At 62.8% G+C, this 26,511-nt stretch carries 19 protein-coding genes and 1 pseudogene; 9 read left to right on the top strand and 11 right to left on the bottom strand.

The annotated features are described in order from the left end of the window. Positions 1 to 105: 105 nt before the first annotated feature. The 3 genes from F758_RS0116020 to F758_RS0116010 are packed head-to-tail and all read right to left on the bottom strand — an operon-like array spanning position 106 to position 5,901. Positions 106 to 3,603, bottom strand: a complete 3,498-nt coding sequence (locus tag F758_RS0116020; protein ID WP_024508806.1) for an error-prone DNA polymerase — start codon at positions 3,601 to 3,603, stop codon at positions 106 to 108. Continuing rightward, entirely contained in the window at positions 3,600 to 5,213 is a 1,614-nt protein-coding gene (locus tag F758_RS0116015) for a Y-family DNA polymerase (protein WP_024508805.1), read from the bottom strand. Before F758_RS0116015 ends, F758_RS0116020 begins: the two co-directional genes overlap by 4 nt. Further along, complete coding sequence (locus F758_RS0116010) at positions 5,095 to 5,901, bottom strand: ImuA family protein (RefSeq protein ID WP_024508804.1); 807 nt, start codon at positions 5,899 to 5,901, stop codon at positions 5,095 to 5,097. The genes F758_RS0116015 and F758_RS0116010 overlap by 119 nt, the downstream gene beginning before the upstream one ends. Before the next feature lie 221 nt (positions 5,902 to 6,122). Between F758_RS0116010 and F758_RS0116005 the strand changes: the two are divergent. From F758_RS0116005 to F758_RS0115990, 4 genes and pseudogenes are all read left to right on the top strand, one after another. Beyond that, positions 6,123 to 6,755: pseudogene (locus F758_RS0116005) on the top strand (UdgX family uracil-DNA binding protein); the annotation flags it as partial. A gap of 273 nt (positions 6,756 to 7,028) precedes the next feature. Continuing rightward, entirely contained in the window at positions 7,029 to 8,651 is a 1,623-nt protein-coding gene (locus F758_RS0116000; RefSeq protein ID WP_024508802.1) for an inorganic phosphate transporter, read from the top strand. A gap of 169 nt (positions 8,652 to 8,820) precedes the next feature. Further along, complete coding sequence (locus F758_RS0115995; RefSeq protein WP_024508801.1) at positions 8,821 to 9,057, top strand: hypothetical protein; 237 nt, start codon at positions 8,821 to 8,823, stop codon at positions 9,055 to 9,057. Positions 9,058 to 9,182: 125 nt separating this feature from the next. Continuing rightward, entirely contained in the window at positions 9,183 to 10,784 is a 1,602-nt protein-coding gene (locus F758_RS0115990) for an FAD-binding oxidoreductase (RefSeq protein ID WP_024508800.1), read from the top strand. An 84-nt stretch (positions 10,785 to 10,868) separates the two neighbouring features. Here the strand turns inward: F758_RS0115990 and F758_RS47835 are convergent, their stop codons facing one another. Further along, the gene (locus tag F758_RS47835) at positions 10,869 to 11,315 is read right to left on the bottom strand and encodes a hypothetical protein (protein ID WP_084305442.1); all 447 of its coding nucleotides are present in this window, start codon (positions 11,313 to 11,315) and stop codon (positions 10,869 to 10,871) included. A 201-nt stretch (positions 11,316 to 11,516) separates the two neighbouring features. Between F758_RS47835 and F758_RS0115985 the strand changes: the two genes are divergently transcribed. Further along, a complete protein-coding gene (locus F758_RS0115985) occupies positions 11,517 to 11,702 on the top strand; it encodes a hypothetical protein (protein WP_024508799.1) in 186 nt (61 codons plus the stop codon). A 492-nt stretch (positions 11,703 to 12,194) separates the two neighbouring features. On the opposite strand, the gene F758_RS0115975 is transcribed toward F758_RS0115985, so the two are convergent. The 3 genes from F758_RS0115975 to F758_RS0115965 form a co-directional block, all read right to left on the bottom strand. Then, entirely contained in the window at positions 12,195 to 14,567 is a 2,373-nt protein-coding gene (locus F758_RS0115975; RefSeq protein ID WP_024508798.1) for a mechanosensitive ion channel domain-containing protein, read from the bottom strand. Positions 14,568 to 14,725: 158 nt separating this feature from the next. Then, a complete protein-coding gene (locus F758_RS0115970) occupies positions 14,726 to 15,733 on the bottom strand; it encodes a ribonuclease Z (RefSeq protein ID WP_024508797.1) in 1,008 nt (335 codons plus the stop codon). A gap of 317 nt (positions 15,734 to 16,050) precedes the next feature. Continuing rightward, positions 16,051 to 16,548, bottom strand: coding sequence for a MarR family winged helix-turn-helix transcriptional regulator (locus tag F758_RS0115965; RefSeq protein WP_024508796.1), 498 nt, complete (start codon positions 16,546 to 16,548; stop codon positions 16,051 to 16,053). A gap of 83 nt (positions 16,549 to 16,631) precedes the next feature. Between F758_RS0115965 and F758_RS0115960 the strand changes: the two genes are divergently transcribed. Beyond that, positions 16,632 to 17,864, top strand: a complete 1,233-nt coding sequence (locus F758_RS0115960) for a cytochrome P450 (protein WP_024508795.1) — start codon at positions 16,632 to 16,634, stop codon at positions 17,862 to 17,864. A 9-nt stretch (positions 17,865 to 17,873) separates the two neighbouring features. Further along, entirely contained in the window at positions 17,874 to 18,197 is a 324-nt protein-coding gene (locus F758_RS0115955; RefSeq protein WP_024508794.1) for a 2Fe-2S iron-sulfur cluster-binding protein, read from the top strand. Between the two features lie 253 nt (positions 18,198 to 18,450). On the opposite strand, the gene F758_RS0115945 is transcribed toward F758_RS0115955, so the two are convergent. Together F758_RS0115945 and F758_RS0115940 are read right to left on the bottom strand one after the other, a co-directional pair. Next, positions 18,451 to 19,041, bottom strand: coding sequence for a phasin family protein (locus tag F758_RS0115945; RefSeq protein WP_024508793.1), 591 nt, complete (start codon positions 19,039 to 19,041; stop codon positions 18,451 to 18,453). Positions 19,042 to 19,389: 348 nt separating this feature from the next. Next, positions 19,390 to 20,187 carry a DUF899 domain-containing protein gene (locus tag F758_RS0115940; RefSeq protein ID WP_024508792.1) on the bottom strand — a complete coding sequence of 266 codons (798 nt, stop codon included), beginning with the start codon at positions 20,185 to 20,187 and terminating at the stop codon, positions 19,390 to 19,392. A 310-nt stretch (positions 20,188 to 20,497) separates the two neighbouring features. Here F758_RS0115940 and F758_RS0115935 point away from each other — a divergent pair, with 310 nt between their 5' ends. Further along, a complete protein-coding gene (locus F758_RS0115935; RefSeq protein ID WP_024508791.1) occupies positions 20,498 to 21,697 on the top strand; it encodes an adenylate/guanylate cyclase domain-containing protein in 1,200 nt (399 codons plus the stop codon). Between the two features lie 24 nt (positions 21,698 to 21,721). On the opposite strand, the gene F758_RS46520 is transcribed toward F758_RS0115935, so the two are convergent. Next, complete coding sequence (locus F758_RS46520; RefSeq protein ID WP_198026503.1) at positions 21,722 to 22,957, bottom strand: sensor histidine kinase; 1,236 nt, start codon at positions 22,955 to 22,957, stop codon at positions 21,722 to 21,724. A gap of 688 nt (positions 22,958 to 23,645) precedes the next feature. Next, entirely contained in the window at positions 23,646 to 24,941 is a 1,296-nt protein-coding gene (locus F758_RS0115925; RefSeq protein ID WP_024508789.1) for a serine hydrolase domain-containing protein, read from the bottom strand. 361 nt (positions 24,942 to 25,302) lie between these two features. Here F758_RS0115925 and F758_RS0115920 point away from each other — a divergent pair, with 361 nt between their 5' ends. Further along, positions 25,303 to 26,364, top strand: coding sequence for a YncE family protein (locus F758_RS0115920; protein WP_024508788.1), 1,062 nt, complete (start codon positions 25,303 to 25,305; stop codon positions 26,362 to 26,364). Positions 26,365 to 26,511 lie beyond the last annotated feature (147 nt).

Raw genomic sequence — 26,511 nt, 5'->3', positions numbered from 1 at the left:
TCATTCCTGGGCGCCGAGGCGAACTCTGATGTGCAATTGCACATCTGAGAATCTCGAGATTCCGGGTTCGGTCCTTTCGGACCGCCCCGGAATGACGGGGGTACTTCAATGAAAATCCCGCGAGGCCGGCAGGATGCGGACATTGCGGGGGTGGCGGAGTTTTTGCGCAGGCGTCTCCGGGTGGTCGCGCCGGTCGTCGTTGAGGGGCTCGATCAGCGCGGGGCCGGCCGGCACCGGCGGCTTGTGGATGAGCGCATCGTTGGCGAGACCAATCAGATCGGCTGAGCGGTCGATCAGGCGCTCGGCGACGAGATGCACGACCTTTTCCGGGCTGCTCTGGATTCGTCCCTCGACCAGCACCAGGCGGGCGCCCATCACTTCTTTCCGGAAACGTTCCATCACCTTGGGCCAGACCACGATATTGGCGATGCCGGTTTCGTCCTCCAGCGTCATGAAAACGACGCCCTTGGCGCTGCCCGGACGCTGCCGCACCAGCACGACGCCGGCGCAGCGGACATATTGCCTGTCATTGGCATGCGACACCACTTTGCAGACGATGACGTTTTCGCGCGAAAACATTGCACGCAGGAACTGCATCGGATGGCCCTTCAGCGACAGGCGGATGGTCTGATAGTCGGCGACCACCTGCTCCGGCAGCGGCATCAGCGGCAAGGCTTCCGTCCTCTCATCCGGCTGCTCGCGCGCGGCAGCGCTTTCGAACAGCGGCAGCGGCACGTCGTCGGGCAGCCGCCGCACCGCCCACAGCGCCGCGCGGCGATCGAGCCCGAGCGAACGGAACGCATCGGCATCCGCAAGCAGGATCAGCGCGCGCTTGGGCAGGCCGGTGTCGCGGGCGAAATCTTCCAGCGAGGTGAAAGGCCGGCGCGCGCGGGCCTTGACGATGCGGTCGGCCCAGTCGTCTGCTTCCTCCTCTTCGTCATTCCGGGACGATGCGACAGCATCGAACCCGGAATCTCGAGGTTCCGGGTTCTCGCTTCGCGAGCCCCGGAACGACGGTGGGGAGCCAATCGCATCGTCCCGGAATGACGGAGAAAAAATTTCCATCGCACCGTCTCGCAACGACGATCGTATCTCCTTCAACCTTCGCTCATCCGGATCGATCCAGTGGAAGCCGTCGATCTGGCGGAAGCCGAGCCGCACGGCGCAATATTGGCCGTCGCTCTCCTCCAGCGTGTTCTGCGCGAAACTGTAGGAGACATCGACCTCGCGCACCTCGACGCCGTTCTTGCGGGCATCGCCGACGATCTGCGCCGGCGCGTAAAATCCCATCGGCTGCGAATTCAACAGCCCACAGCAGAACGCGTCGGGATGAAAGCGTTTCAGCCAGGAGGAGACATAGACGAGCTGCGCGAAACTTGCGGCATGGCTCTCCGGAAAACCATAGGAGCCAAAGCCCTTGATCTGGTCGAAGCAGCTCTTGGCGAATTCCTCCGAATAGCCGCGCGCGACCATGTTGCCGATCAGTTTCGACTCGTATTTGCCGATGGTTCCGAGATTGCGAAAGGTCGCCATCGACCGGCGCAGGCCGTTAGCCTCTTCGGCTGAGAATTTCGCGGCCTCGATCGCGATCCGCATCGCCTGTTCCTGGAACAGCGGCACACCAAGCGTCTTGTGCAGCACCCGGTAAAGCTCATCCGCCGGTCCCCGATCCGGCGCAGGCGAAGGATAGCTCACCTTCTCCTGCCCGTTTCGGCGGCGCAAATAGGGATGGACCATGTCGCCCTGGATCGGTCCGGGCCGCACGATTGCGACCTCGATGACGAGATCGTAAAATTCACGTGGCCTCAAGCGCGGCAGCATGTTCATCTGGGCGCGGCTTTCGACCTGGAACACACCGAGCGACTCGCCCTTGCACAGCATGTCGTAGACGCGCGCGTCCTCACGCGGGATGGTGGCGAGCTCGTAATGTTCGCCCTTGTGCTGCTCGATCAAATGAAAACACTTGCGGATGCAGGTCAGCATGCCCAGCGCCAGCACATCGACCTTCATCATATGCAGCGCGTCGACATCGTCCTTGTCCCATTCGATGAAGGTGCGGCCCTCCATCGCGGCATTGCCGATCGGCACGTAGGTGTCGAGTCGATCCTGCGTCAGCACATAACCGCCGACATGTTGCGAGAGATGACGCGGGAAATCGATCAGCTCGGCCGCAAGCTTCACTGCGCGCTCGATCATCGGATTATCAGGCTGGAGCCCCGCCTGCCGCACCTGCCCTTCAGATAAGCCATCGCCCCAGCTTCCCCAGACGGTATCGGCGAGCAGCGAGGTGACGTCCTCGGTCAGTCCCAGCGCCTTGCCGACGTCGCGAATGGCGCTGCGCGGGCGGTAATGAATGACGGTCGCGATCACGGCCGCGCGGTGACGGCCGTAGCGGCGGTAGACATATTGCATCACCTCCTCGCGCCGCGAATGCTCGAAATCGACATCGATATCGGGCGGCTCCAGCCGTTCCTTGGAAATGAAGCGCTCGAACAAGAGATCGATCTTCGTCGGATCGACCGAGGTGACGCCGAGCACATAGCAGACGGCGGAATTGGCCGCCGATCCCCTGCCCTGGCACAGAATGCCCTGGCTTCGCGCATAATGCACGATGTCATGCACGGTGAGGAAATAATGCGCGTAATTGAGCTCGGCGATGAGATCGAGCTCCTTGCGCAAGGTCGCGCGCAAGGCGTCATTGATGCCGCCGGGAAAACGTGCGGCCGCACCGGCCCAGGTCAGATCCTCCAGATGCTGTTGCGCGGTCTTGCCCGGCGGCACCGGCTCATCGGGATATTGGTATTTGAGCTGATCGAGCGAAAATTCGATGCGCCAGGCAAAGCGGATGGTTTCCTCAATCGCCTGCGGGTAGTCGCGAAACAGCCGCGCCATTTCCTCCCCAGGCTTTAAATGCCGCTCCGCATTAGCCTCAAGACGCCTGCCGATCGCCTCGATCGTGGTTTTCTCGCGCACGCAGGTGAGCACGTCCTGCAGCGGCCGGCGCGCAGGGTGATGGTACAGCACCTCGTTGGTGGCGAGCAGCGGCACCTGTGCCGTTTGCGAAAGGCGCGAAAGCCGCGCCAGGCGGCGCCGGTCGTCGCCGCGATAGAGCAGGCTGGCCGCCAGCCACACGCCTTCGGCTCGCGTCTCCTTCAACCGGTTCAGAAGCTTTAGAGCGGCAGTCGCCTCGAACCGATGCGGCAGCGTCAGCACCAGAAGCTGGCCTTCGGCAAAGTCGAGGAGATCATCCATTCTCAGATGGCACTCGCCTTTCTCGACGTCCTCGCCGCGCTTGCCACGGGTGAGTAACTGGCAGAGCCGGCCGTAAGCGGCGCGGTCGCGCGGATAAACGAGAATATCGGGCGTAGCGTCCATGAAGACGATGCGCGCGCCGACCAGGAATTTTGGCTTGTGCTTGAGCTCGGGATTCTCCAATTCGCTATAGGCGCGCACGATGCCCGCGAGCGTATTGTGGTCGGCAATGCCGATGGCCGTGAGGCCATATTCGCCGGCCATATGCATATATTCCTGCGGATGCGAGGCACCGCGCAGGAAGGAGAAATTGGTGGTAGCGCCGATCTCCGCGTAAGGCTGCGTTTTCATGCGAACAATCCGTGCATGTACCAGGCGGGCTGCACGGGCCGCCCGGTTTTCGGATCAAGCTCGCGATCATAGAGGCCGTCGCGATAGACCCAGAACCGCAAGCCCGCCTCGTCCTCGACGCGGAAATAATCCCGCGTCAGCCCCGCCCCTTCCGGGCGCCACCATTCCATGGCGATGCGCTCGGGCCCTTCGGCGCGCACCACAGCGTGCGCGGCGCGACGCCAGACAAAGCGCGCCGGCGGGCCGTCAGGCACCTGTGCGATCACCTGGATCTCCTCGGGCCGTTCGAACAGCCGCAAAGGCCTCAAGGGAGGCTCGGCCTCGGTGCGCGGCTGCCAGGCCGCTTGCGCAGCGGCAGCCAGATGCTGCTGCGCCGGCACCGGCAGCACCGCGCGTTCGGGAATGTGGGTGTTCTGCGGCAGATGGACGACGACGCGCCGCGAGCCGATCCGCGCCGCGATGCGGTCGATCAGTGCCGCCAGCTCGTCATTGTCATGCACATGGGCGTCGAGATCGTGCTGCTGCTGCACCACGATCTCGGTACGGCCAGCGCAAAGGCGGATCAGGTCGAAGCCGAAGCCGGGATCGAGCGGATCGCTTAAGGCATCGAGCCGCTCGCGAAACAGGCGGTCGATCACCTCTGCGCGCGTCACCGCCTGCCCGGTATCGACCACGATGCCGCGCATCACGCCATCGGTGCGGAAGAAACAGGCTTCCAGCCGCCGTGCGCCCTTGCCCTGCTGCGCCATCGAGGCCACGAGCATTTGCGACAGCCTGGACAGTGTCAGGGAAATCGCCGTATCGGTCGCAATCGGCTCGGCAAAGCGCTTTTCCACGATGTAATCCGGCGGCGGTTTGCGCGGGCTGATCGGGTGATCGCCCTGCCCCAGCGCCTGTTCGAGCCGCGTCGTGAACGCCGCGCCGAATCTTGCCGTGATTTCATAACGCGCACGCGAAGCCACATCGCCGATGGTCTTCAAGCCCGCGCGGCGCAGGCCCGTTGTGATGGCCTCCTCTGCGCCGAGCGCGGAGACCGGCAGAGGCGCGACCGCGCGTGCCTCCTCGCTGTCGGGCACGATGATGCCATGGACATGCCGGGTCAGGGTGCGCGCGCAAATGGAGGTCGAGGCGATCGCCGCGCTCACCGCGAAGCCCTGTGCGGTCAGGAGATCGCAGAGCAGCTTGAGCAGCGCGGCCTCGCCGCCGAACAGGTGGGCGCAGCCGGTGATATCCAGAAACAGGCCATGCGGCGGATCCAGCGCCACCAGCGGCGTGAAACGATCGCACCAATCGGCGATGTCGTTGAGTATCTTGGCATCGGCCGTCAGATCGGCATCGAACACGCGCAAATGCGGACAGATGGCGCGGGCATTCGCCAGCGGTTGGCCGATGTCCAGGCCGAAACGCGCGGCGGCATCATCGAGCGAATAGATTTTTATCGCATTATTCTCTTTGGCGACGACGACACTGGGCTCGTCGCCGCCCTGTTGTTTAACCGGATCTTCGCTTGAAAGCGCCTTGAACGCGAGCTCGCGTTTGATGCGGTCGATGGGCAGGCGCGGCAGCCACAGGCTGAGTATCCGCCGAGGGTTCGCTGAAAAGGCACTCATCACATTTCCATTCCATGATCCATCGCCCGAGTGGGCCATGACGGTTGCGGACAAGTTCCACGTCGAACAGCGGCGCGCCCCATCCCTGCCAGGGAGATGCGGGCGGCGAGGGCCCTGCGCGCACGATCCATCGTGTTTCCGCTGTGGAGGGGATGGGCGCAGCCGCCATTCGCAGCAGAAGGCCAGTGACGCCGGCGCCTTGCGCCGCCAGCGTCAGCTTGCGGCTGGCCACAAGATCGAGCTGCCGCGTCTCGCCCCAGACCTCCAGCACCACGGCCCCCACCGCATCGCAGGCGAGCGCATCGGCGGCGGTGCGCAAGGCGTTCTCGACATCGGGCGCACGCACCGTCACCAGACGACGCGGATCGAGGCCGAGTTCGGCCAGCCCGCTCATCGACAGCGCGCCGGTCTCGCGTTCGGAAAAATCCTGCCGCACCCAGACCAGCGGCCGGCGCGGCGCGACCCGCGCAGCCAGGCCGGCGACAAATCCCGTCGCTGCCGCGCTCTGCCGGCCGCCTTCGCAAAACACCTCATGCACCGCGCCCTTGGCGAGCCCGCCCTGCAGCACCGCATCCACCTCAGCATGACCGAGCATGGTTCGCTGCAACGCATGGACGCCGCCATGCGTCTCGATGCGTTCGATACAGCCGCGCAAAGTCGCAAGCGCGCTTGTGCGTGCGCTTGTCATGGCGTCGCTTCCTTCAAGAGAGGGTTGGCCTCACTGGCTCTCGTTAAGAGAACCAGGATCTGCCTTATTTGTTCATGCTATGTTCTAATATAAAGCTAACAACGCCCGCAGAGTCAATCGGGGTTGATCCAAGTTTTTCGCCAGGTATCCCAATAGGATCTGGGGAACATTGCACCCCCGCCCGCATTGGCCTCTGCGGCGACCACAAGCAAGCGGAGATCGCCATGACCCCCACCTCACGCACCTCCAGCGCCAGCCTTTCCGCCCTGCGTGAGGAGGCGGCGGGCTGCCGCGCCTGCGATTTGTGGAAACACGCCACCCAAACCGTGTTCGGCGAGGGACCTGCGCACGCGCAAGTCGTGCTGGTCGGCGAACAGCCCGGCGACAAGGAAGATCTCGCCGGTCACCCCTTCGTCGGACCGGCCGGCGCAATGCTCGACCGCGCGTTGGAAGAAGCCGGCGTCGATCGCAAGAAGACCTACGTCACCAACGCCGTCAAACATTTCAAATTCGTCCCCCGTGGCAAGATCCGCCTGCATCAGAAGCCGAATACGCCGGAGATCAAGGCATGCCGGCAATGGTATGAACGCGAACTGGACCTGCTCAAGCCTGAGCTCGTGGTGGCGATGGGCGCCACCGCCGCGCAATGCGTGTTCGGCAAGATCACTCCCATCAATAAAAATCGCGGCCGCGTGATCGATCTTCCGGAGGGACCCAAGGCGCTGGTGACGGTTCATCCGTCCTATCTGCTCAGGTTGCCCGATGAGGACGCCCGGCGGCGCGAATATGCGCGCTTTGTCGACGACCTGAAAATCGCGGCCGCATTGATGCGAAAATCGGCGCGCGCGGCGTAGACTCTCGCTCATCGCCCGCAGCACTGCGCAAGTTCTGCACGTCATTCCGGGGCGATGCGAAGCATCGAACCCGGAATCTCGCGCCGCAACTCTCAGACCCTCGCGCCACAACCTCTGGATTCCGGGTTCGCTCCTTCGAGGCGCCCCCGGAATGACGGAACAACGGGCCGGCGCGCGCAGACGCGAGTGGCCGGCGCTTCCCCTCCCCCTTTTCAACCGCGTGTCACATGCATCGCGCAAAATCCTCACCCGTCGGGGACAGGAGGCTTAAACATGAGCGATGTTGCATTACCCGGTTCGATACAGCCCGCACTGAAAAAGGGCCCGGACCTTGACCGCGGTTTTCATCCGCTGACAGGTGTCATTTATCTCGGCGTCGTCGCGGCTGGCCTGCTGTTCGTCGCCTACAGTATTTATGTCGATATTGATGCGACCGGCACGCGGATCACGACCTACCTGCCGTATATCCTGTTGTTTGTCGCGCTTCTGATCGCGCTCAGTTTTGAATTCGTCAACGGCTTCCATGACACGGCCAATGCCGTGGCGACCGTCATCTATACGCGCTCTCTGCCTGCCCATATCGCCGTCGTCTGGTCGGGCATGTTCAACCTGTTCGGCGTGCTGCTCTCAAGCGGCGCGGTGGCGTTCGGTATCGTGTCGCTGCTGCCGGTCGAACTGATCCTGCAGGTCGGCTCGAGCGCCGGCTTTGCGATGGTGTTCGCGTTGTTGATCGCCGCCATCATCTGGAACGTCGGCACCTGGTATCTCGGCCTGCCCGCTTCGAGCTCGCACACCCTGATCGGCTCGATCATCGGCGTCGGCATTGCCAACGCGTTGATGCGCGGCCGCGACGGCACCTCCGGCGTGGACTGGTCGCAGGCCACTAATATCGGCAAGGCGCTCTTGCTGTCGCCGCTGTTCGGCTTCGCACTCGCTGCGATCCTGCTGTTTGCGCTAAAGGCGGTGCTGCAGCGCGCTGCCGATGCGCTGTTCGCCGAGCCGGTCGGCAACCAGCCACCGCCCTGGTGGATCCGCGGCATCCTGATCCTGACCTGCACGCTGGTCAGCTTCTTCCACGGCTCAAACGACGGGCAGAAGGGCATGGGCCTGATCATGCTGATCCTGATCGGTACCGTGCCGACGGCCTATGCACTGAACCGCGCGATGCCCGAGAGCCAGGTTCAGAAGTTCATCGCCAATTCGGAGGCTGCGAGCAAGGTAATCGAAGCGAAGGCCTTCGGCTATAACGTGCTCGGCAACCCGCGGCCTGCGGTGACCAACTATGTTGCGCAACGCGAGCTCAATGAAGGCACCTTCCCGTCATTGGCCGTGTTGGTGCGCGACATCGCAAAGCAGGTCACCGAATACGGGTCGCTGGCAAAATTCCCGGCAGAAGCAGTCGGCAATACCCGTAACGACATGTATCTCGTCTCCGAAGCGCTGCGCTTCCTGATGAAAGACAAGGAGGCCGAACTGTCGGCCGCCGACATCGCGACGCTGAACGCCTACAAAGCCTCGCTGGACGCGGCCACCAAGTTCATTCCGGGCTGGGTGAAGATCGCGGTCGCGATCGCGCTCGGCCTTGGAACCATGGTCGGCTGGAAGCGCATCGTGGTGACTGTCGGCGAAAAGATCGGCAAGACCCACCTCACCTATGCGCAAGGTGCCTGCGCCGAAATCACCGCGGCGGCGACGATCGCAGCGGCCGACGGCTATGGCCTGCCGGTCTCGACCACCCATGTGCTCTCCTCCGGCATCGCCGGCACCATGGCGGCGAACGGCTCGGGGCTGCAATGGTCGACCATCCGCAATATCGCCATGGCCTGGGTGCTGACGCTGCCCATTGCGATGATGTTGTCCGGCTTTCTCTACTTCATTTTCGCCAACGTGTTCTGAGACGTGTCCAATCGCGTCTTTAAAAAAGCCCGCGCCTCACCGCGCGGGCTTTCTCGTTTCGCGGCGGAACCCGGACGCGGTTTACGAACGGCCATTGTCGCGCCATATGTTACGTTATAACATAGCGGCACAATGCGGTGCTGCCGCCCGTGCACGGAGGCGCGATTCAATGTTTTCAGCTCCGAACGAGCCTGACGAGAACAAGCTTGCCTCTGGCTTCGCGGAAGCTCGCACCCATGTCCAAGGCGCCCTCCGGCACGCAGAGCGCGAAGGCATTTCCAGCGAGACATTGGCGTTCGCTCTCATGAGCGAGGCGCTCCCCCGCATGGTGCATACGCATGGACCGGCCTGGACGGCCGAAATGCTCGCCAAGCTCGCCCATCGCATCGGTGCCGGTCTGGTCTAACGACGCCCAGCTAGCGCCGGACTCACGGCCGGCCTATCGTGCGGTCGATCGATGTCGCTCGCAATGAGACCGTCGTCGCGAATAGCGATCAAGAAACTTCGAAAACAAAACGCGAGGGAATGCTGATGACAGGCGCAAGGCTGAAACATTACGGCTGGGGGCGCGAAGGCGAAGGCATGAGCGCGGAAGAACGGAATTTTGTGCTCGGCCGCTACCGCCAGAAATTCGCACGTGACGCCTTCGACAACATCACCGTTCCGCGCCTCGAAGATCTCTCCTTGCGGGCGCCGCGGATCACGCCGCCGGCTTCCCTGGCCGCCTTCTGCAGCAGCGAACGCTACGACCGCGCCGCACACACCTACGGCAAATCCTATCCCGATTACCTCAGGGCCATGCTCGGCGATTATGATTGCGCGCCTGATGTCGTCGCCTATCCCCGTAGCGAGGCGGAGATTTCCGCGGTCATGGATTGGGCGGGCTCCGTCGGCGCCTCGCTGACGCCGTTCGGTGGCGGCTCCAGCGTCTGCGGCGGCGTCGAGCCGCACGTCGATGGCATCAAATACAAAGCCGCTGTTACCCTCGATCTGCGCAACCTCGAGAAAGTCGTCGAAGTGGACGCGACCTCGCGCGCGGCCTTGATCGAGGCCGGTAGCTTTGGTCCTGCGCTGGAAAGCCAGCTCAAGCCGCATGGTTTCACCTTGCGGCATTTTCCACAGAGCTTTGAGTATTCGACGTTGGGCGGCTGGATCGCAACGCGATCGGGCGGCCACTTTGCGACGCTCTACACCCACATCGACGATTTCGTCGAAAGCTTGCGTGTCGTCACACCGCGCGGGGTCGTCGAGACGCGCCGGCTGCCGGGCTCAGGCGCGGGCCCCAGTCCCGATCGGATGTTCATCGGCTCGGAGGGAATTTTGGGCGTGATTTCGCGCGCCTGGATGCGCCTGCAGTCGCGCCCGAAATTCCGTGCCGGCGCCTCGGTTCGTTTTCGCTCGTTCTTCGCCGCGGCGCGGGCCGTGCGCGCCATTGCACAGGCGGGCCTCTATCCCTCGAACTGCCGCATCCTCGACCCGCAGGAAGCCTTCAACACCGGTGCGGCCGACGGCAGCGTCGCGATCATGGTGCTGGCATTCGAGTCCGGCGATCATCCGCTGGATGCCTGGATGGCGCGCGCATTGGAATGCTGCGCCGACCACGGGGGAACGCCGGAGCCAGCGAACGCCGGCGATGCGCATCTGGAAGGCGCGGCCGGCATCTGGCGCAACGCCTTCATCCGCATGCCCTATGCGCGCGAGTTCTTAAATCCCGCCGGCATCATCAACGATACGTTCGAAACCGCGATCACGTGGGATCGCTTTGAGAGTTTTCATGATGCGGTGAAAATGGCGACCGAACGCGCTATCCTCGATGCGACCGGCGTCAAAGGCGAGGTCACCTGCCGTTTCACTCACGCCTATCCGGATGGCCCGGCGCCCTATTTCTCGTTCCATGCGCTGGGGCGCCACGGCGCGCTGCTCGAGCAGTGGCAGGCGATCAAGAGTGCGGCGAGCGACGCGCTGATCGCGGCGGGCGGCACGATCACCCACCATCACGCCGTCGGGCGCGATCACAGGCCATGGTATGACCGCCAGCGCCCGGAACTGTTCGCGACCGCGCTACGCGCCGCCAAGCGCGAACTCGATCCGCACGGCCTTCTCAATCCGGGCGTGCTGATCGATCCCTCATGAGGCGGCAGGGATCGGAATCCTTGGATCGGAATGAACGGGCCGACCTCAAACACGAAGGAGCGGCCCGCCGCCTAGCGGTTGCCCTTACCAGCCCCAGCCCCAGCGGCGCCAGCCCCAACCCCATCTGGGACCCCAGAACGGGCCAACGGCTGGTCCGACGCCCACAGTGTAGGCCGGGTAAACAGCGGCGTAGCTGTCATAGGGATACGCATAGCCGTAGTCGTAAGGACCATAGTATCCACCGTAATAAGGTGCCGTGGCCGCGGCAGCGAGGGTCCCTCCAATTACCGCGCCGGCCAGAGCCGCTCCGCCCCAACCCCAACCACCACGACGCCAGCCCCAACCACCACCGCGCCAGCCGCCCCAGCCTCCACGCCAACCACCGAAACGGGCTTGAACGATGTTCCCCTGGTCGGCGGCCTTCGCTACTGCGGAAACCGAAGTGAGGGGAGCAGATTGCGCCGGGACGCAGGGGATAAGGGATAACGAACCGATCACAGCAACCGCTGTGGCAATCTTTGAGGTACTCATGGCAAACCTTACCTGCTGAGTTGATCGTCGCTTCAACATGCGCAGGCGCGTTTTGTTGCTCACCCTGCAAAAATTTGAAGCCAGCCGGCGTCCGTCCGTCAGCCGACGGCGGCCCTAGAACGGCTCCTATTTGCCCTGCAGCGGCGCCGAACCTATCTTGTTTCGACCCGTCTGATCATCAGTGTTTGGGTGACGCGTTCCATGACGGAGTGGTACCTGGTGTGGGTCGAGGGTCCGCGCGGACCTGAGCCGCAGAAGTGGTCTTCGAACGGGCTTTGGGGCCAGCTTGGCCGGCAGGACGTCATCGTCCGGTTTCCGCTCACCGAGCGCGAAGCGGAACTATCGCTGGATGAATTGGCGAAACGGCACCCGGCCCCGATCGGCTGATGCCGGGCACCACCAAGTGCTCACACAGGTGCCGGCTTTTCCGGACCTCCGGTTGCATCGATCGCCCGCCAGGCCGAGGCAGCAACACTCATTCCGCTGGAGGCGGCGGTGTCGGCACGCGAGGATATTTGTGCCCTGGCGGCGACGCCAGCCGATAGGCCCTCAATTTCGGTTCTTTCCAGGACGCCAACACCGCACCGCAGATGGCGCATTGCGCGCGTCCGGGATTTCCTTTGGCGGATGTGGACTCCGCGACTTCGTAAGACGCCAGGCAGGACGGACAGGTCGTATCGGATATTTTCATGGGAGAACGATGATTGGATTTCCCTGCGACCTCATTGAACTGAATCAATGCGACGCGAAAAAGGCCGATCTCCCATTCGCCGCGACCGTACATTTTGAGCTGCAGGATGGGTCGAGCGAAAGCGAAACCCATCACGACATGGTGGAAGCGTGATGGGTTTCACTTCGCTCAATGCATACTCTGCAGATTTAGCCGTGCGCCCGGCGCGGCAGCGCATTTGCGGCGACATCAGCCGGCGCGGGGATCTGCATCAGGATGGTCTGGCTCGCGGGCACGATCTCGATTCCGCACTCCTGGAATCGCCGCTTCATGCGGCGGTTGAATTCGCGTTGCACCGGCCAGCGCCCGCTATCCGTGCAGCGAATCTGCCCGACGATCGAGGCCATCGCGCCGTCGACCTTGTCGACGCCCCACAATTCGAGATCGCCAAGCATAGCGTGCCGGTACTCGGGCTCACGGCGCATTTCGGCGACGATCTCCTTGAGAATCTGACCGGCGCGGTCGGTATCTTCCTTGTAGGCGACATTGACGCTGACTGCGGCGTTGCCGACGCCGCGGCTGGCGTTAGTCAGAGTCGTCACTGCGCTGAAGGGGACAATGTGCACCGCGCCGTCGCCGGCGCGCAGACGGATGGTGCGGATCGAAACGTTCTCCACGATCCCGGACAGGCCGGACACGGTGACATTGTCGCCGACCTGCACGGTATTCTCCAGCAGCAGAAACAATCCCGTGATGAGGTCTTGCACCAGCTTCTGCGAGCCGAAGCCGATGGCGATGCCGACGATGCCGGCGCCGGCCAGGAGCGGAGCGACGTTGACGCCGATTTCGCTCAGCGCGGTGAGACCGACCACGGTCACGATCAGGCAAAGCAGCGCGGTTCGCAGCATCGGCTGGAACGTGCGCAGCCGCGCCGCGCGCGCATACTGCCCCTCGCGCGACAGCATATTGACCTGCCGGTCCATCAGCGCGTTCGCCACTTCCCAGATCACCGCCGCTGCAAGCGCGGCGATGCCGATGGTCACGACCGCCTCCAAGAGCCGGCTGCCGATCTGGCCGCCATAGAACCAGACGATGGCATCCACGCCCCAAACCTCGAGCACGGCAACGAAGCCGATGAAGCCGATGATGGTCGAGACGATCTTGCGGAGCAGCGGCAGATAGCGATTGGCGCGCGTCTCAAGGCCGGGAAAGCGCTGCAGGATCTCCGGGCGAATCCGGAAACCGCGATCGATCAGGCTGAGCACCACGATCGTGACAAGACGCGTGATCAACGCCACCGCGATGGTGCCGACAAAATACTGCAGCAGCAGCGAATAGCCGTTGCGGATGTTCAGCGCCCAGACCGCCCACAGCGCAAGGTCCAGGACGATCGCAAGATAATGCCAGAGGCCGGCGAGGCGATTGCGTGCGCGTGCCGCCAGCCCCTGCCTTCCGGCCGGCGCGCGAATGGCGTCGGCGACCTGCCTGCGGCACTGCAGGATGATCACGACGACAAACAGGTGCACGACCAGCATCACCATGCGCAGCAACGCGCCATAGCCGGCGCGATGCAGACCAAGCAGAAGCGCGACGTTGGCAAAAGCGATGCCTGAAACGGCGACGGTGACGATGCGGCGCGCCCAGATCTCGATGTAGGCCGCCGTCTCGGCGCGAACGCGAAACAGCCCGAAAGGCCCGGCCAGCGCGCGCACCACGCAGATCAGCGCGCGCGACAGCGCGTAGGCATTCACCACCGCCAGAATCACCAGCCGCGTCGTCGTGAGCTCGCCGATCCCGGTCCCCAGCACCGCCGAGGCAACGCCGATAAAGACGAGCACCGGTAATAATTCCAGCACAAGCCGCCCCACGACGAAAGGCAGCCTGATCATCGACTGCCAGACGCGCGCCAGGCTGAGACGGCGTCGCTGCAGATCCACCTCCGGAGCGAGGTCGATCGCGGAGGACGGCGCGCCGGCGACGGCCGACGCCGGCACGGTGACACGCACGGTTTGAGGAACATGCGCCTCGAGGAATGCCAGGGGCCGCTTCAGGATACGGAAGATCAGCCATTCGGCGGCAAACGCGCAGCCGAACACCAATGCCAGCTTCCAGGCGATGTCGAGCAGGAGATCGTAGGAATAGGGGTCGTTGGCCGTGCGCACGATCCAGTAATAGAACGCTGGAAAATGCGTCAGCGTCCGCGCCATGTCGGCGACCTCATGCGAGATGTCGCCGATCTGCTCCGAGACCGTCAAAAGGAGTTGCGCGCCGAGGCTGTCCGCAGTGAGCGGGATCGGCGACTTCCGCTCGGTCTCAGGCGCAGCGGCGGCCGGCGCGGCTTGCGGCTGCGGCGAGGCATTGGCGATCGCGCGCAGCGTGTCGATCATCTGGGCGCGCTTCTTGTCGTCCTGCAGCGTATCGAGTGCCCGCTTCGCCTGGTCCGGCGTCAGCGCATCGGCTTTGTCCGCGGCCGGCGCAGTTGGAGCCGCCGGGGACGCCGGCGTCGCGCGAGGCTGAGCAAAGGCCGGGAAGGCAAACAGCACGCAAGTGAGCAGGATCGCGGGAAGATGTTTGAACGACACGAAGACCCCTTATGAATATGCGCGACGGCAAATCCGAAACCCGGAATCACCTTCGCGCCTGCGTCATGTCGGATTAGCCCTTTTCGCCGCGATCCTGTGTCGGAAATTTGCCACTCGGACGGCTTTCTTTTGGCATTTGCTGCACATGCTTTGTCATGTCAGCCATGCGAGCCACCGAAGGCGGTCATCACTTCGTTCAACATATGCTCCTCCCCGCCGGCATAGCGGGGCGAGAAGTGAAACGGCTCGATGCGGCGCACTTTGGCTTGCCGCGCGATCTCCCCCGCCGCCGTGGTGGTCAGGTGCGCGCGCTGGCGCGCCAGCGCGGCATCTGCTTCAGCAAACGCCGCCTCTATGAAGAGAATGTCCGCATTCTCGACCAGGGCGATGATGGCGGCGCGGTTGGCCGGCGTGTCGGCGACATCGGTCACGTAACCGATTTTCTGCCCCGGCGTGACCGTCAGCACATCGCGCAAGCGGCCCAATGGCTCCAGGCGCGCATCCGAACCTACCGGTCCGTCAATGCCAATCAAATGGTCATCCGGACGATCTTCCGCGACCGCCCGCTTGAGCGACTTCAGCCAGGCGCCGACCGGCAGGCCCCGCTCCTGCAACCGGTTCTTCCAGATGTTGATATGCGCGGCCTCCTGCAGCGCAAAGCCAAGGCAAGCGGTGTGATGCTCGAGCACCGCTGCTGACACGCGAAATGTCGCCTCGGTGTGGAGCGTGCCATGGCAAGCCGCGCGCGCTGCGACGGGCTCGGCGGCAAAGCCCGTCTTCAGCCGGAACTGCGTGGCCGAGATCGCGTGCGGCGGTGCGAACTCGCTCACGATGAAGACGAGATCGGACTCGTAGGTGTCGACGAGGTCCCACCGATAGCCCTGGAGCTTGTGATAGACGCGCTGGGCAAAGCCGGACGGCCCGTAAAGCCGCACGGTCTTCTCGCGTCCGACCGATAGCCGCAGCAGGTGATCGAAGCCGACGAAGTGATCGATATGCGCGTGCGAGACGAAGATCTGGTCGATGCGCTGGATCTTGCGCGGGGCCAGCGTGGCAATGTCGCCGATGTCGAACAACACGCTGCGCTTCTCGAACAGCGTATCGACATAAACAGTGGGATCGCCGTAGCGGCCATTGACTAGGCTGGGATGAAAAAGCGGTCGCATGATGGAATGTCGCCCAAGCCAGTTTCGCGGCCGATGCACGTCGGAGATCAACTCTCTTTCGCATTAGGATTGATTGGCCTGACGTGCAATCGGTTGATCGTCCTCCCCTGCACTGGCTCTGGAGGCTCACGAAAATCTTGTTGCCAAGGCAACTATCTTGTGCGAGCTTCCAACCACCGCAAAGAGCGAGCCAATCGCCGCGCGGGATCCGGGAGGAACTCATGTTCGGTAAACGAGCCGCGGGCACCGGCCGCGCTTCGGCCGCCGCAACGAAGGCCGGCAGAATGACGCGACGGTTCGCGACAGAAGTCGCCGCCTCACGTTCCGTTGCCGGTGACCGCACCAAGATTGTCGTGCAGCCGCCGCAACAGGCCGATCAGCATTTCCTGCTCGTCTTTGTCGAGACAGGACAGCAACCGGCGTTCGCGCTCGAGCGCGGCGACAATCACTTTGTCGTGCGTCGCGCGACCCCTCGCTGTCAGCGAAATCGAGTGCGTCCGCCCGTCCCTCGGATCGGGCCGGATGGCGATCAGGCCGCGCTTCTGCATCACGGAGAGCGTGCGGCTCACCGGTCCCTTGTCGAAGCCGATGACCTGGCAGATGCGCGATGCCGGAATGCCCGGCTCGATCGCGAGCAGCGACATGATCCGCCATTCCGTGACGTTGACGCCGAAATTGCGCTGGTAGAACGTGGTCGCACTGTTCGAGAGCTTGTTGGCGATAAACGTGATGAACGCCGGAACATAGCGTTGAAGATCGAGCGTCGGACCGTCAGGCGTCCTGCGGGGCTTGGTCGATGGCGGGCTGCTGGTCATCTCTGGGTCGTGGCTCGGCGCGAATGTCCTGGACATAAGGACATGGGGCGGAACTTCACAAGATCAAAATTCGGGAGGACGGAATGAGTGCGTTCAACTCCCCTGCGTCGAGCGGTGCCGGTGCTGGTCCGGCGGCGATGCCGCATCTCGACATCGATCCGTTCGCGATCGATTTCTTCGACGATCCCTACCCCGCGCATGAGAAGCTCCGTGAGAGCGCTGCCGTGGTCTATCTCGACAAGTGGCAGGTCCATGGCGTGGCGCGCTATGCCGAGGTCCATGCCGTGCTCAACGATCCCCTCACCTTCTGCTCCAGCAGAGGCGTCGGCCTCAGCGACTTCAAGAGGGAGACGCCCTGGCGGCCGCCGAGCCTCATTCTCGAGGCCGACCCGCCCGCGCACACGCGTACGCGCGCGGTGTTGAGCAAAGTCTTGTCGCCGGCCGCGATGAAGCGGATCCGCGATCATTTCGCAGCAGTTGCCGACGCCAAGATCGACCAACTCCTGCAGCGCAAGAGTTTTGATGCCATCGCCGATCTGGCGGAGGCCTATCCTCTTTCGGTGTTTCCCGAGGCGATGGGCCTGAAACCGGAGGGACGCGAGCACTTGCTGCCCTATGCCGGCGTCGTCTTCAACGCCTTCGGCCCTCCAAACGAGCTGCGCCAGACCGCGATCGAGCGCTCGGCGCCGCATCAGGCCTATGTCGCCGAGCAATGCCAGCGCCACAATCTCGCCCCGGGTGGATTCGGCGCGGCCGTCCATGGCTTCGTCGATAGCGGCGAGATCAATGAGAGCGAAGCGCCGCTCTTGGTGCGCTCGCTGCTCTCGGCCGGCCTCGATACCACCGTGAACGGGATCGGCGCCGCCATCTATTGCCTGGCGCGTTTTCCGGAAGACCTCGCGCGGCTGCGGCGCGATCCGTCGCTCGCGCGCAACGCGTTCGAGGAGGCGGTCCGCTTCGAAAGCCCGGTGCAGACCTTCTTCCGAACCACGACCCGCGAGGTCGAGGTCTCAGGCTTTCGGATCGGAGAAGGCGAAAAGATCCTGATGTTCTTGGGCGCGGCCAACCGTGATCCGCGGCGCTGGGCCGATCCCGACCGTTACGACATCACCCGCAAGACGTCGGGCCATGTCGGCTTCGGCGCCGGCATCCACATGTGCGTCGGGCAATTGGTGGCGCGGCTGGAGGGCGAGGTCTTGCTTTCAGCGCTCGCCCGCAGGGTCGCGGCGATCGAGATCACAGGCCCCGTGAAACGCCGCTACAACAACACGCTGCGCGGGCTCGAAAGCCTGCCCATCACGTTAACGCCTGCCTGAGCGAGAACCATGCCGAGCATCACCTTCATTCATCCCGATGGCCGCAGCGAGACCGCCGAGGCAGACACCGGCGCGACCGCCATGGCTACCGCGCTCACCCGCGGGCTCGACGGCATACTCGCCGAATGCGGCGGCAACGCCATGTGCGCCACCTGCCACGTCTATGTCGACGCGGCCTGGCTCGATAAGCTTCCACCGCGCAGCAACGAGGAAGATGCATTGCTGGATGGCACCGCGGCCGAGCGCCAGCCCAACAGCCGCCTTTCCTGCCAGATCAAGATCACGCCCGAACTCGACGGCCTCATGCTGCGCCTGCCCGACCGGCAGACGTGAATTTTCAGCTCTCTCGCAACAGCTCGCCTGACGACTGATTTACGAAATGCAGCCGGGCACACGCGGGACAAACAATCGCTTTATAAACAGCGGTGCTGTCGCCCGGCCGCTGGCCTTCGCAGTCCACCCACTGAACGTTCAACGCTTTAACAGGACATCGAAATAGGATGAGCGGCATCCGTTCCTCCAAGGTCGAGAGAGCGGTCGCGCACGCGGCCGCTCTTTTGTCCGTGACCGACGAAACCGGAAAGCCTTAGGCGGCTCGCTTCATGCGCTCCAGATTTTGTGTCATATGTGTCGCCGCATCGTCCGTCAGCTTGAGCGATATGTCGGCCATCCGGCGACTGCTCTCCAGCACGCTGCCGAGCGTATCGCGCATAAGATCGCTCTGAACGGCCGCAACGTCCTGGGGACTGCGGCAGCGCCACAGTTCGTTTATGCGCTCCATGCTCGTCTCGAGTTGACGGCGAACGAACTCGAAATACTCTTGCGACAATCCACTCATGCACTTGCTCGCCGCCGTGGCAGAGTAAAGGAGAGTCTCTGTGTTCCGGGCTGAGCGCTCGGTCGCCTGTTGCGCTTCATTGCCCGATAAACCAAGGGTGCGGCTGACCTGTTCGGTCGAACGGCCCATGATCGCCGTTGTTGTGTCCAGACCGAAGCGCCAACTATTGCGTAGGAGTTCCGCATTCTGCTGGAGCAGATTGGCGCTGGCCTTCGCCACCTCCTCGGTCGCCTCAGCAGCAGCGCGCACCATTCGCCTCGGCTGCTCGGCAATTTGCTCGCTTGTTGCACGAGCTACACCCTCTGGATCCTGGGTCGATTTGTCCTCCTGGCGTGCCATTCGATTTCCTCCGCTGCGTTCTTGGTGAGTCCCGGATCCTGCGCATCCGTTCTCACGGGTTCAATCCGAAGCACGAACGTGGTCACTTTTTGACGTTCTTGCGTTTCTGATTTCGTCGATCACCTGCGCTCAAGCAGCGCCTCGCGACCTCCGCTGCAGGTTATGCGTGAGCCTGCCTCGCAAGCTCAGCGACGATAACGCTGGAACCCAATCGTGGTTGTGCTGCCGATGAATAAAATCGGCAGCATCTCGGGAGCGATTGAAAGTTGCGGATGGACTATACCGATGTGATCGTCCTTCGGTGGGGTCCTCGCGGTTTGCGGAAGGTAAGACAGGTTGCCTTGGACATCAGGAGCTTTGGCCCTGCTGGTTCTTATTCCGGAATGCCGCCTCTCCGGCGTCCGACACCTCGACCCACTTCTTGTCGGGCGGTGCGTCCGCCACGTAAGCGTCGTGCCAGTTCCACCATTTGTAGGTCGGAGTCTGAGGATAACCCTCGGGCGAATCCTCCCAGACCTCCTGCCGGCCCAGCGGCGTGATATCGAGGTAGTTCCAGGTGCTCCCCATCTGTTCGTCGCCGCGGTTGTCGATAAAGTAGGTGCGGAACACGCGGTCGCCGTCGCGATAGAACACGTTCGTACCGTGCCACTCGCCCACGCCGAAGTCGGCGTCGAAGCCGTCTGTGATGGTGAACCACGGTATCTGCCAGCCCATCCGCGACTTCAACCGCGCGATGTCCGCCTGCGGCGCACGGGAGACGAAGACGAGGGTCGTATCGCGGGCGTTCAGATGGGCGACGTGGGCGACCTGATCGGCCACCATGGAGCAGCCGCGGCAGGCGTGGTCGGGCCAGCCATATACCCCCGGCTCGAAGAATGCCCGGTAGACGATCAACTGACGCCGGCCGTCGAACAGGTCGAGCAGGCTGACCTTTCCCGCAGGACCCTCGAACGCATACGCTTTCTCCACGGCCATCCACGGCATCCGCCGTCGTTCGGCGGCCAAAGCGTCGCGGGCCTTCGTCAGGGCCTTTTCCTTCACGAGCAACTGCTGGCGGGCCGCCTCCCAGGCCTGCGGCGACACGACAGGTGGTGTTTGCATGGCAGGCTGTCCGCCCTTCCGTCCGTTCTCGGCTGATGTAGTCATGGCTCCTCAAACCTCCTGATTTGGGCGAATGCCCGCGTCGCCAGGTTGCAGGCGCGGCACCATTCGCCGCTCATCGCGCGTTGTTAGTGGCGAGATGGTTTTGGCACCGGAAATCGAACGCCGGGAGTAACAAGTGTGGCGCTATTCCGATCCAATGGCCGACTGCGGCCGCGGCCCGTGCGCTCCATCCGCCAAAGCCCCGCGACCGGCAGCCCCGCTGGCGCAAGCAAATTGCGGGCGGACTTCTCCGTCGAGCGCGGACGCGAGATGTCGTATACCATCAATCCAGGTCACCACTGAGGAGCAGGATATGAACTCGCCGCCAAACATCGATGCCGGCGCTGACTATTCCGAGAACGACGTTGTGCAGTGGTTGACAAACCACACGCGCGATGAACGCTTCATCGACAATATTTTCGCCGAGCTATGTATCCGTCTTCAGCGAGCCGGCATTCCCGTCAAGCGGGCGTCGCTTCATTTCCTGATCCACCACCCGCAATGGCTTGGCGCCCGGATCATGTGGGCCGACGGAATGCGCGAGGCCGAGATTGCGAGAGTCGATTACGACGTCAGGGGACGATCCGAATACATCGGCAGTCCCGCAAACGAAATCCATGAGGGTGCCGCCGAGGTGCGCGAAAATCTCGAACGCGATCCGTCGGTGGGCCGTAAGCACGCCGTCTATGATGAGATGCGGGCCAAGGGCTTGACCGACTATGTGGCGTGGCCGCTGTATCATACCCTAGGCAAGCGCCACATGGTGACCTTTGCAACCGACCGGCCAGGTGGTTTCGACGACACGCAGATCGCCAGCCTGTCGAGACTGTTGCCGCTTCTGGCGCTGGTCAGCGAAATCCGTGTCAAGAACCGGCTGGCGCGAACGCTGCTCGAAACGTATGTCGGGTCCCATGCCGGCGAACTCATTCTGGCTGGCGCCACCAGGCGCGGAAGCGGGACAACCGTACGCGCCGCCATCATGATCTGCGATCTGCGCGATTTCACTGCGATCTCCGATAACTGGCCGCGCGATGACGTCATCGATCTTCTGAACGACTATTTTGACGCGATCTCGGAGCCGATCGCGCGACATGGCGGGGAAATACTGAAATTTATGGGTGACGGTCTTCTGGCCATTTTTCCGCTCAGCCAGCCCTCGGCCTGCGCAAATCTGTTGCACGCGGTTACCGAGGCCCGTCAGTCCATGATTGCCCTGAACCAAAAGAACAGCGAAACCGGTCGTGTGCCGCTGAACTACGGTATCGGCGTCCACGTCGGAGACGTCATGTACGGCAATATCGGCTCGCGCAGCCGGCTCGACTTCACGGTGATCGGTCCCGCGGTGAATATGGCTTCGCGTCTCGAAGCCCTGACCAAACAACTCGGTCGAAAGGTGCTGCTGTCCCGCGCGTTCGCCGACTTCGTGCAAAGCGATTTCGATCTCGAGCGCGTCGGCGAATATCCGGTGCGGGGCTTCAGTGAACCAATCGAACTGTTTGCGTATGATGGCTGAGGCCGGGGCCACGTTGCCGATAGCTCATGGTTCCTGATCGGCACCTGGGCCTTGATCGGCAGGGATCGTGAACTGAAACAAAGCGCCGTTCGGCTCGGCCGCGGTCGCCCACAGTCGTCCTCCGTGTGCTTGGACGATGGAGCGGCAGATCGATAATCCCAAGCCGACGCCGTCAGGCCTTGTCGTGTAGAATGGCTCAAAGAGCCGGTCCAGGCTCTCCGGCGTCAACCCTGGACCGGTGTCCCGGCACGCAACTCGCACGCCGTTCTCCGTTCTCTCGGTGCTGATCTCCAGCTCTCGCTTGCTCCCCGAGAGGCTGCTCATCGCCTGAATGGCATTGACGGTCAGATTTAGAATCACCTGCTGCAGTTGCACCCGGTCGCCCCGCAGGGGTGGCAGGCGGGGCGCGAGCCGCGTGTCTATCGACACGCCATTCTTGAGGGCTTCGCTTTGGATCAGTGCAGCGACCTCCATGATCGCGTGGTTGATGTCCAGACACTCCTTGCGCGGAGCCTTCTTCTTCGTAAGACCCATCAAGCCATTTACGATGCTGTTTGCACGGCGGCTGTCGGCGACGATGGCTTCGAAAGAGCGTTTTGCCTGTCCAAGATTGGGCGGCTGCATTGCAAGCCAGTTCAGGCCGGCGTCGCCGTTCGCGGCCAGGCTGGTCAATGGCTGCCTGAGCTCATGAGCGATCGAGGCGGCGAGTTGGCCAAGGATGGCAACGCGGTTCGCGCGTGCCAGCTCACTCTGGACCTTACGAAGTTCGCGCTCGCGACGAGTTATGTCCAGCGCAATGGTCGCTTGCCTCGCGAAGTCAGTGACGAGCGCGATCTCTCGGTCCGTGAACGGCTGCCGGCGGCGCCGTGCAAGGCCGATATATCCGATGACATGATCGTCCTTTAACAGCGGCACGGAGAGCTGTGTTCGAAGTCCAGCCAAATCGACGCCGGCCACGACGGTGGGGTCACCCCGAAGATAGCTTTCATGCTGCGCGATATCGGGAATGTGGAGGGCCGTCTTTCTGGTAGCGAGATCGCCGAGAAAGGTGCCTCGCGGCGCCAGGGTCGGCGGTCCTGTCCACCGCGCGGCAGCATCCGGAGCGAGTCGCTGTGCGACGCGGCGCGCTCCCCCCTCTTCGGAGAGGCGCAAGGCAGCCGACTCGACCCGGCAGAGCCGCGTGGCGCTGTCGAGGATTGTCTCGAAGACCGGCTGCAGGTCGTGCGGCGAGCTGGCGATTGCGCGGAGCACTTCAGACATCGCCGCCTGCTGCGCAACCAATTCGGCAACCTGCTCTCGCAGCTCCAACCGAGATGGAAGGCGCGGGCGCGGCGTGCGCCGGCCGGCCATGCTTCTCGTCCGAGCTGCTCGTCTCATTGCCCTCGCTGGCTCCCATTGGTTCGGTCTTGGACCTCTGGTCCGCTGTTGGTGATCTTATACGCCGGGTGACAATTCGCGCCAGTGATAGAAAGCAGGCGCGATATCTCCCCAGCGTGACAATTCAGTGAGGCTCGTTAGGGCCGCCCTCAATTGCCCTGCAGTTATTTCAAAATTGATCTTCGTCGCACATCCTCCAACATCTGCTCGGAGCGGATCGGTGACATGCGGAGGCCAGCGCTGCGCGGCCGCGCTATGGTGACGCCATCGCGTCGCAGCTTTTTGCCAGCGTTAGCTCAATCGAGCCGTCAAACTGTCTCACAAAGTTGAGATCGTGGACGAAGAGCCAAATCATTCACGCGATGAAGGCCCCTTTGTGATCGGCCGCGCTGGCGGATTTCAGCCGCATCAGCGATCACCAGTTACATTCGTAACAATCGCATCCGGTGGGCGGCACAACCGATTCGCCCGCCGGGTGCGCAAATCGGTTGGACTTTTGGTTCTCACAGGCCGCTCGCCGCCTATCAGGGCCACAGGCGCACGTGATGGTCCGCCTGCGGCTATCGCTACGTCACTTATCCAACGCCTGAGCCACCAGCGCTTTGATCATCCGGCGGTAGTACGGCCGGATGGCACCTGGTGTTTGCGCCATGTAAACAACGGCGAGTTGCTCTTTCGGATCTATCCAGAAGAATGTTCCACCGGCACCAGCCCACATGTACTCGCCCTCAGAGCCGGGTACACCGGCAAGCCCTGGTCCTTGTCGAACCATAAAGCCGAGTCCGAACGTATAGCCATCCACACCCATTAGAAGAGCGCCAGGTGTAAGAGGTGATCCAGGGCGATTGCCCAAGTGATCTGAGGTCATCAGCTTCACGCTGGTTGGGCTCAGGTACCTGCGGCCATCCAGCGAGCCACCATTCAGCATCATTTGACAGAAGCGCAAATAGTCGGCGGCAGTCGACACCGCGCCGCCACCGCCGGAGTCATTCAAGGGGTCGATCTTCACATCGAGCATGACGTCATTAGGGGCGCCCGTGAGCGGATTTTTCGGCAACGGCTCAGCGATGCGGCTCCATTGCGCCTCAGGAACCTTGAAGCCTGTGTCGGCCATGTTGAGGGGGCGGAACAGCCGCTCATCGAGAAATGCCGAGAGCCGCTGACCCGAGATCGCTTCGACGACGCGCCCGAGCACATCGACGGCCATGCTGTACTCCCATGTCGTGCCCGGCTCGTGCACCAGTGGCGCTTTGGCGATGCCGGTGACGAATTGATCCGGCGTGATCATGCGGGATTCTGCGGTGATGTCGGGCCGGTAAAGCTTTGCTTCTGCGTAGGCCGCTTTGATTTCCGGGACATTCGAGAATTCTCCGTACGTGAAGCCTGCCGTATGCCTGAAGAGATCCTGAATGGTCATTTGATGCTTGGCGGTCTCCCGCGTGGTCTTGCCATCCTTGTCCGTGACAAGCACCTCCATCTTGGCGAACTGCGGCAGGAACTTCGCGACCGGATCAGTGAGCTGCATCCTGCCTTCCTCGACCAGCATCATGGCGGCAACCGAAGTCAGGGGTTTCGTCATGGAATAGATGCGGAAGATCGCATCCTTGGTCATTGGCTTGCTGGCCGCCTTGTCCTGGAACCCGATCGCTTCGGAATAAATCAACTGGCCTCGGCGAGCGATCATCACGACTGCGCCGGGCATGCGATCAGCGTCGATCTCCTTTTGCAATACCGTCCGAATGCGGGAGAGCCGGTCCGGCGAAACATCGACGGTTACGGGCTCCGCGGTTGGTAGTACCTCTGCAAAGGCGTGACCGGCGAGAACCAAGGTCGTCGTGACAAGCAGCAGTCTCAGCGCAGCTTTCATGCTTTCCTCCCTTGTTCGTTGTTTTGCCTAATGGCTGCGGGTAGGCGGCGATGATGTTCCATCGATTGTTGGCTGGCAAGGCAGGCAACAAGCGGTTTATCCGCGTTACGCTGGCGCGATTGCGCCTACGCGCTCAACGATCGCACTGATGCCGGAAGGAGGATACCGGCATTGCGCAAAATGCCTTACGGTTATTGATCGCGTTCGCGCTTCGGGAGACGGGCGGATGACAGCTGGACAGCACCGGATTCGACTTGCCTGCGCGGTTGCCATGGCGACCGTAATGATCGGGTCTAGGGTCGGCAGCGCCGCGGCCACACCTCTCGCTGCATCAACGAGCAGCACGTCGACGGAGAGCCCAATGCTTGCCGCACACGAACCGCGCACCGGGCGTTTCCTCTACGCAGTCAATCAGGCGGCGACCACACGGGGCTCGATATCGGTCTACGACATCAGCGCCGGGCATCGCCTTGTTAAGACCATCGAGACCGTTCGCGAGGTGGACGACGTGAGAGGGGTCGCCGCCAGCACGGCGACCGGCCGGCTCTACGTGGCCTACCGCAACCGCTCGGGCGTCGGGATGATCTACTGCCTCGATGTCTACAAGGATGGAGTGCTCTGGAATCGCGCCATCGATCCCGACGTCGATCGGCTGGCGATTCATCCGGGCGGGCAGCTCTTGTACGTTCCGACTTCGGAAGACGGCTCGGCCCCCTTTATCAATGTCCTGGACGCCAGCACGGGTGATGCCGTTCGCAAGGTGTATTTCTCTAATCGATCGCACGACACCCTCTTCCCGGTTTCCGGGCCGCTCTTTCAGGAGACCAAGGCCGAGGACGGAAGCGGGAAATACCTCTATTTGATCGATCCGCAGAGCTACGCGGTCTCACGCACCGGCCCTTACGCGGGCATTCTCGGCCCCTACGCGGTTGATGGCACGAGCCGCTACGTGGTGAACAACGTGACCGGCCTGTGGGGGATGCAGGTCGCCGACCTCAAGAGCGGCCGCATCGTCACCGCCGGTCTTGCGGAGCATCCGCACGGCGAGCCCGGGCTGCTGCACGGGATTGGCTGGACGCCCGATGAGCGCGAGGTGTGGCAGAGCAGCAGCGCGGGCGATCCGCACATCTATGTATGGAGCATGCGCGATCCGATGGCCCCGGTCCTGGTGGAGCGGATCAGCATGAAAAGTCATCGCGGGGCACATTGGCTTACCTTCGACATCGAAGGCAACTACGCTTATGTCGCGCCCAACAAGAGCAGCGATGATCCGACCGAGATATTCGACGCTCACACACACAAGTCCGTGGGCCTGATCGGTTCGTCGGAGGACATGATCGAGATCGATTTTGCCGATGGCAAGGTCAGCCGCGTTGGAGATCAGTATGGCGTCGGACGCATCATGCGCAGTTCGACGAACTGATCGATGCGGGGATATCGCTCGGCGATCCCTCGATTCGCCCGTCGGGCAGCCAAACCAGTTGAATTTTCGATTGTCGCACCCGCTGAACGGCGCGAAAGCCTGCGAATTTCACGTGCGCGAAAAATCGAATTTGCCGAGGCAATTCAA

Source organism: Bradyrhizobium sp. ARR65 (assembly GCF_000472385.1).
Lineage (GTDB): Bacteria > Pseudomonadota > Alphaproteobacteria > Rhizobiales > Xanthobacteraceae > Bradyrhizobium.
This window is presented reverse-complemented; position numbering and strand designations above follow the sequence as displayed.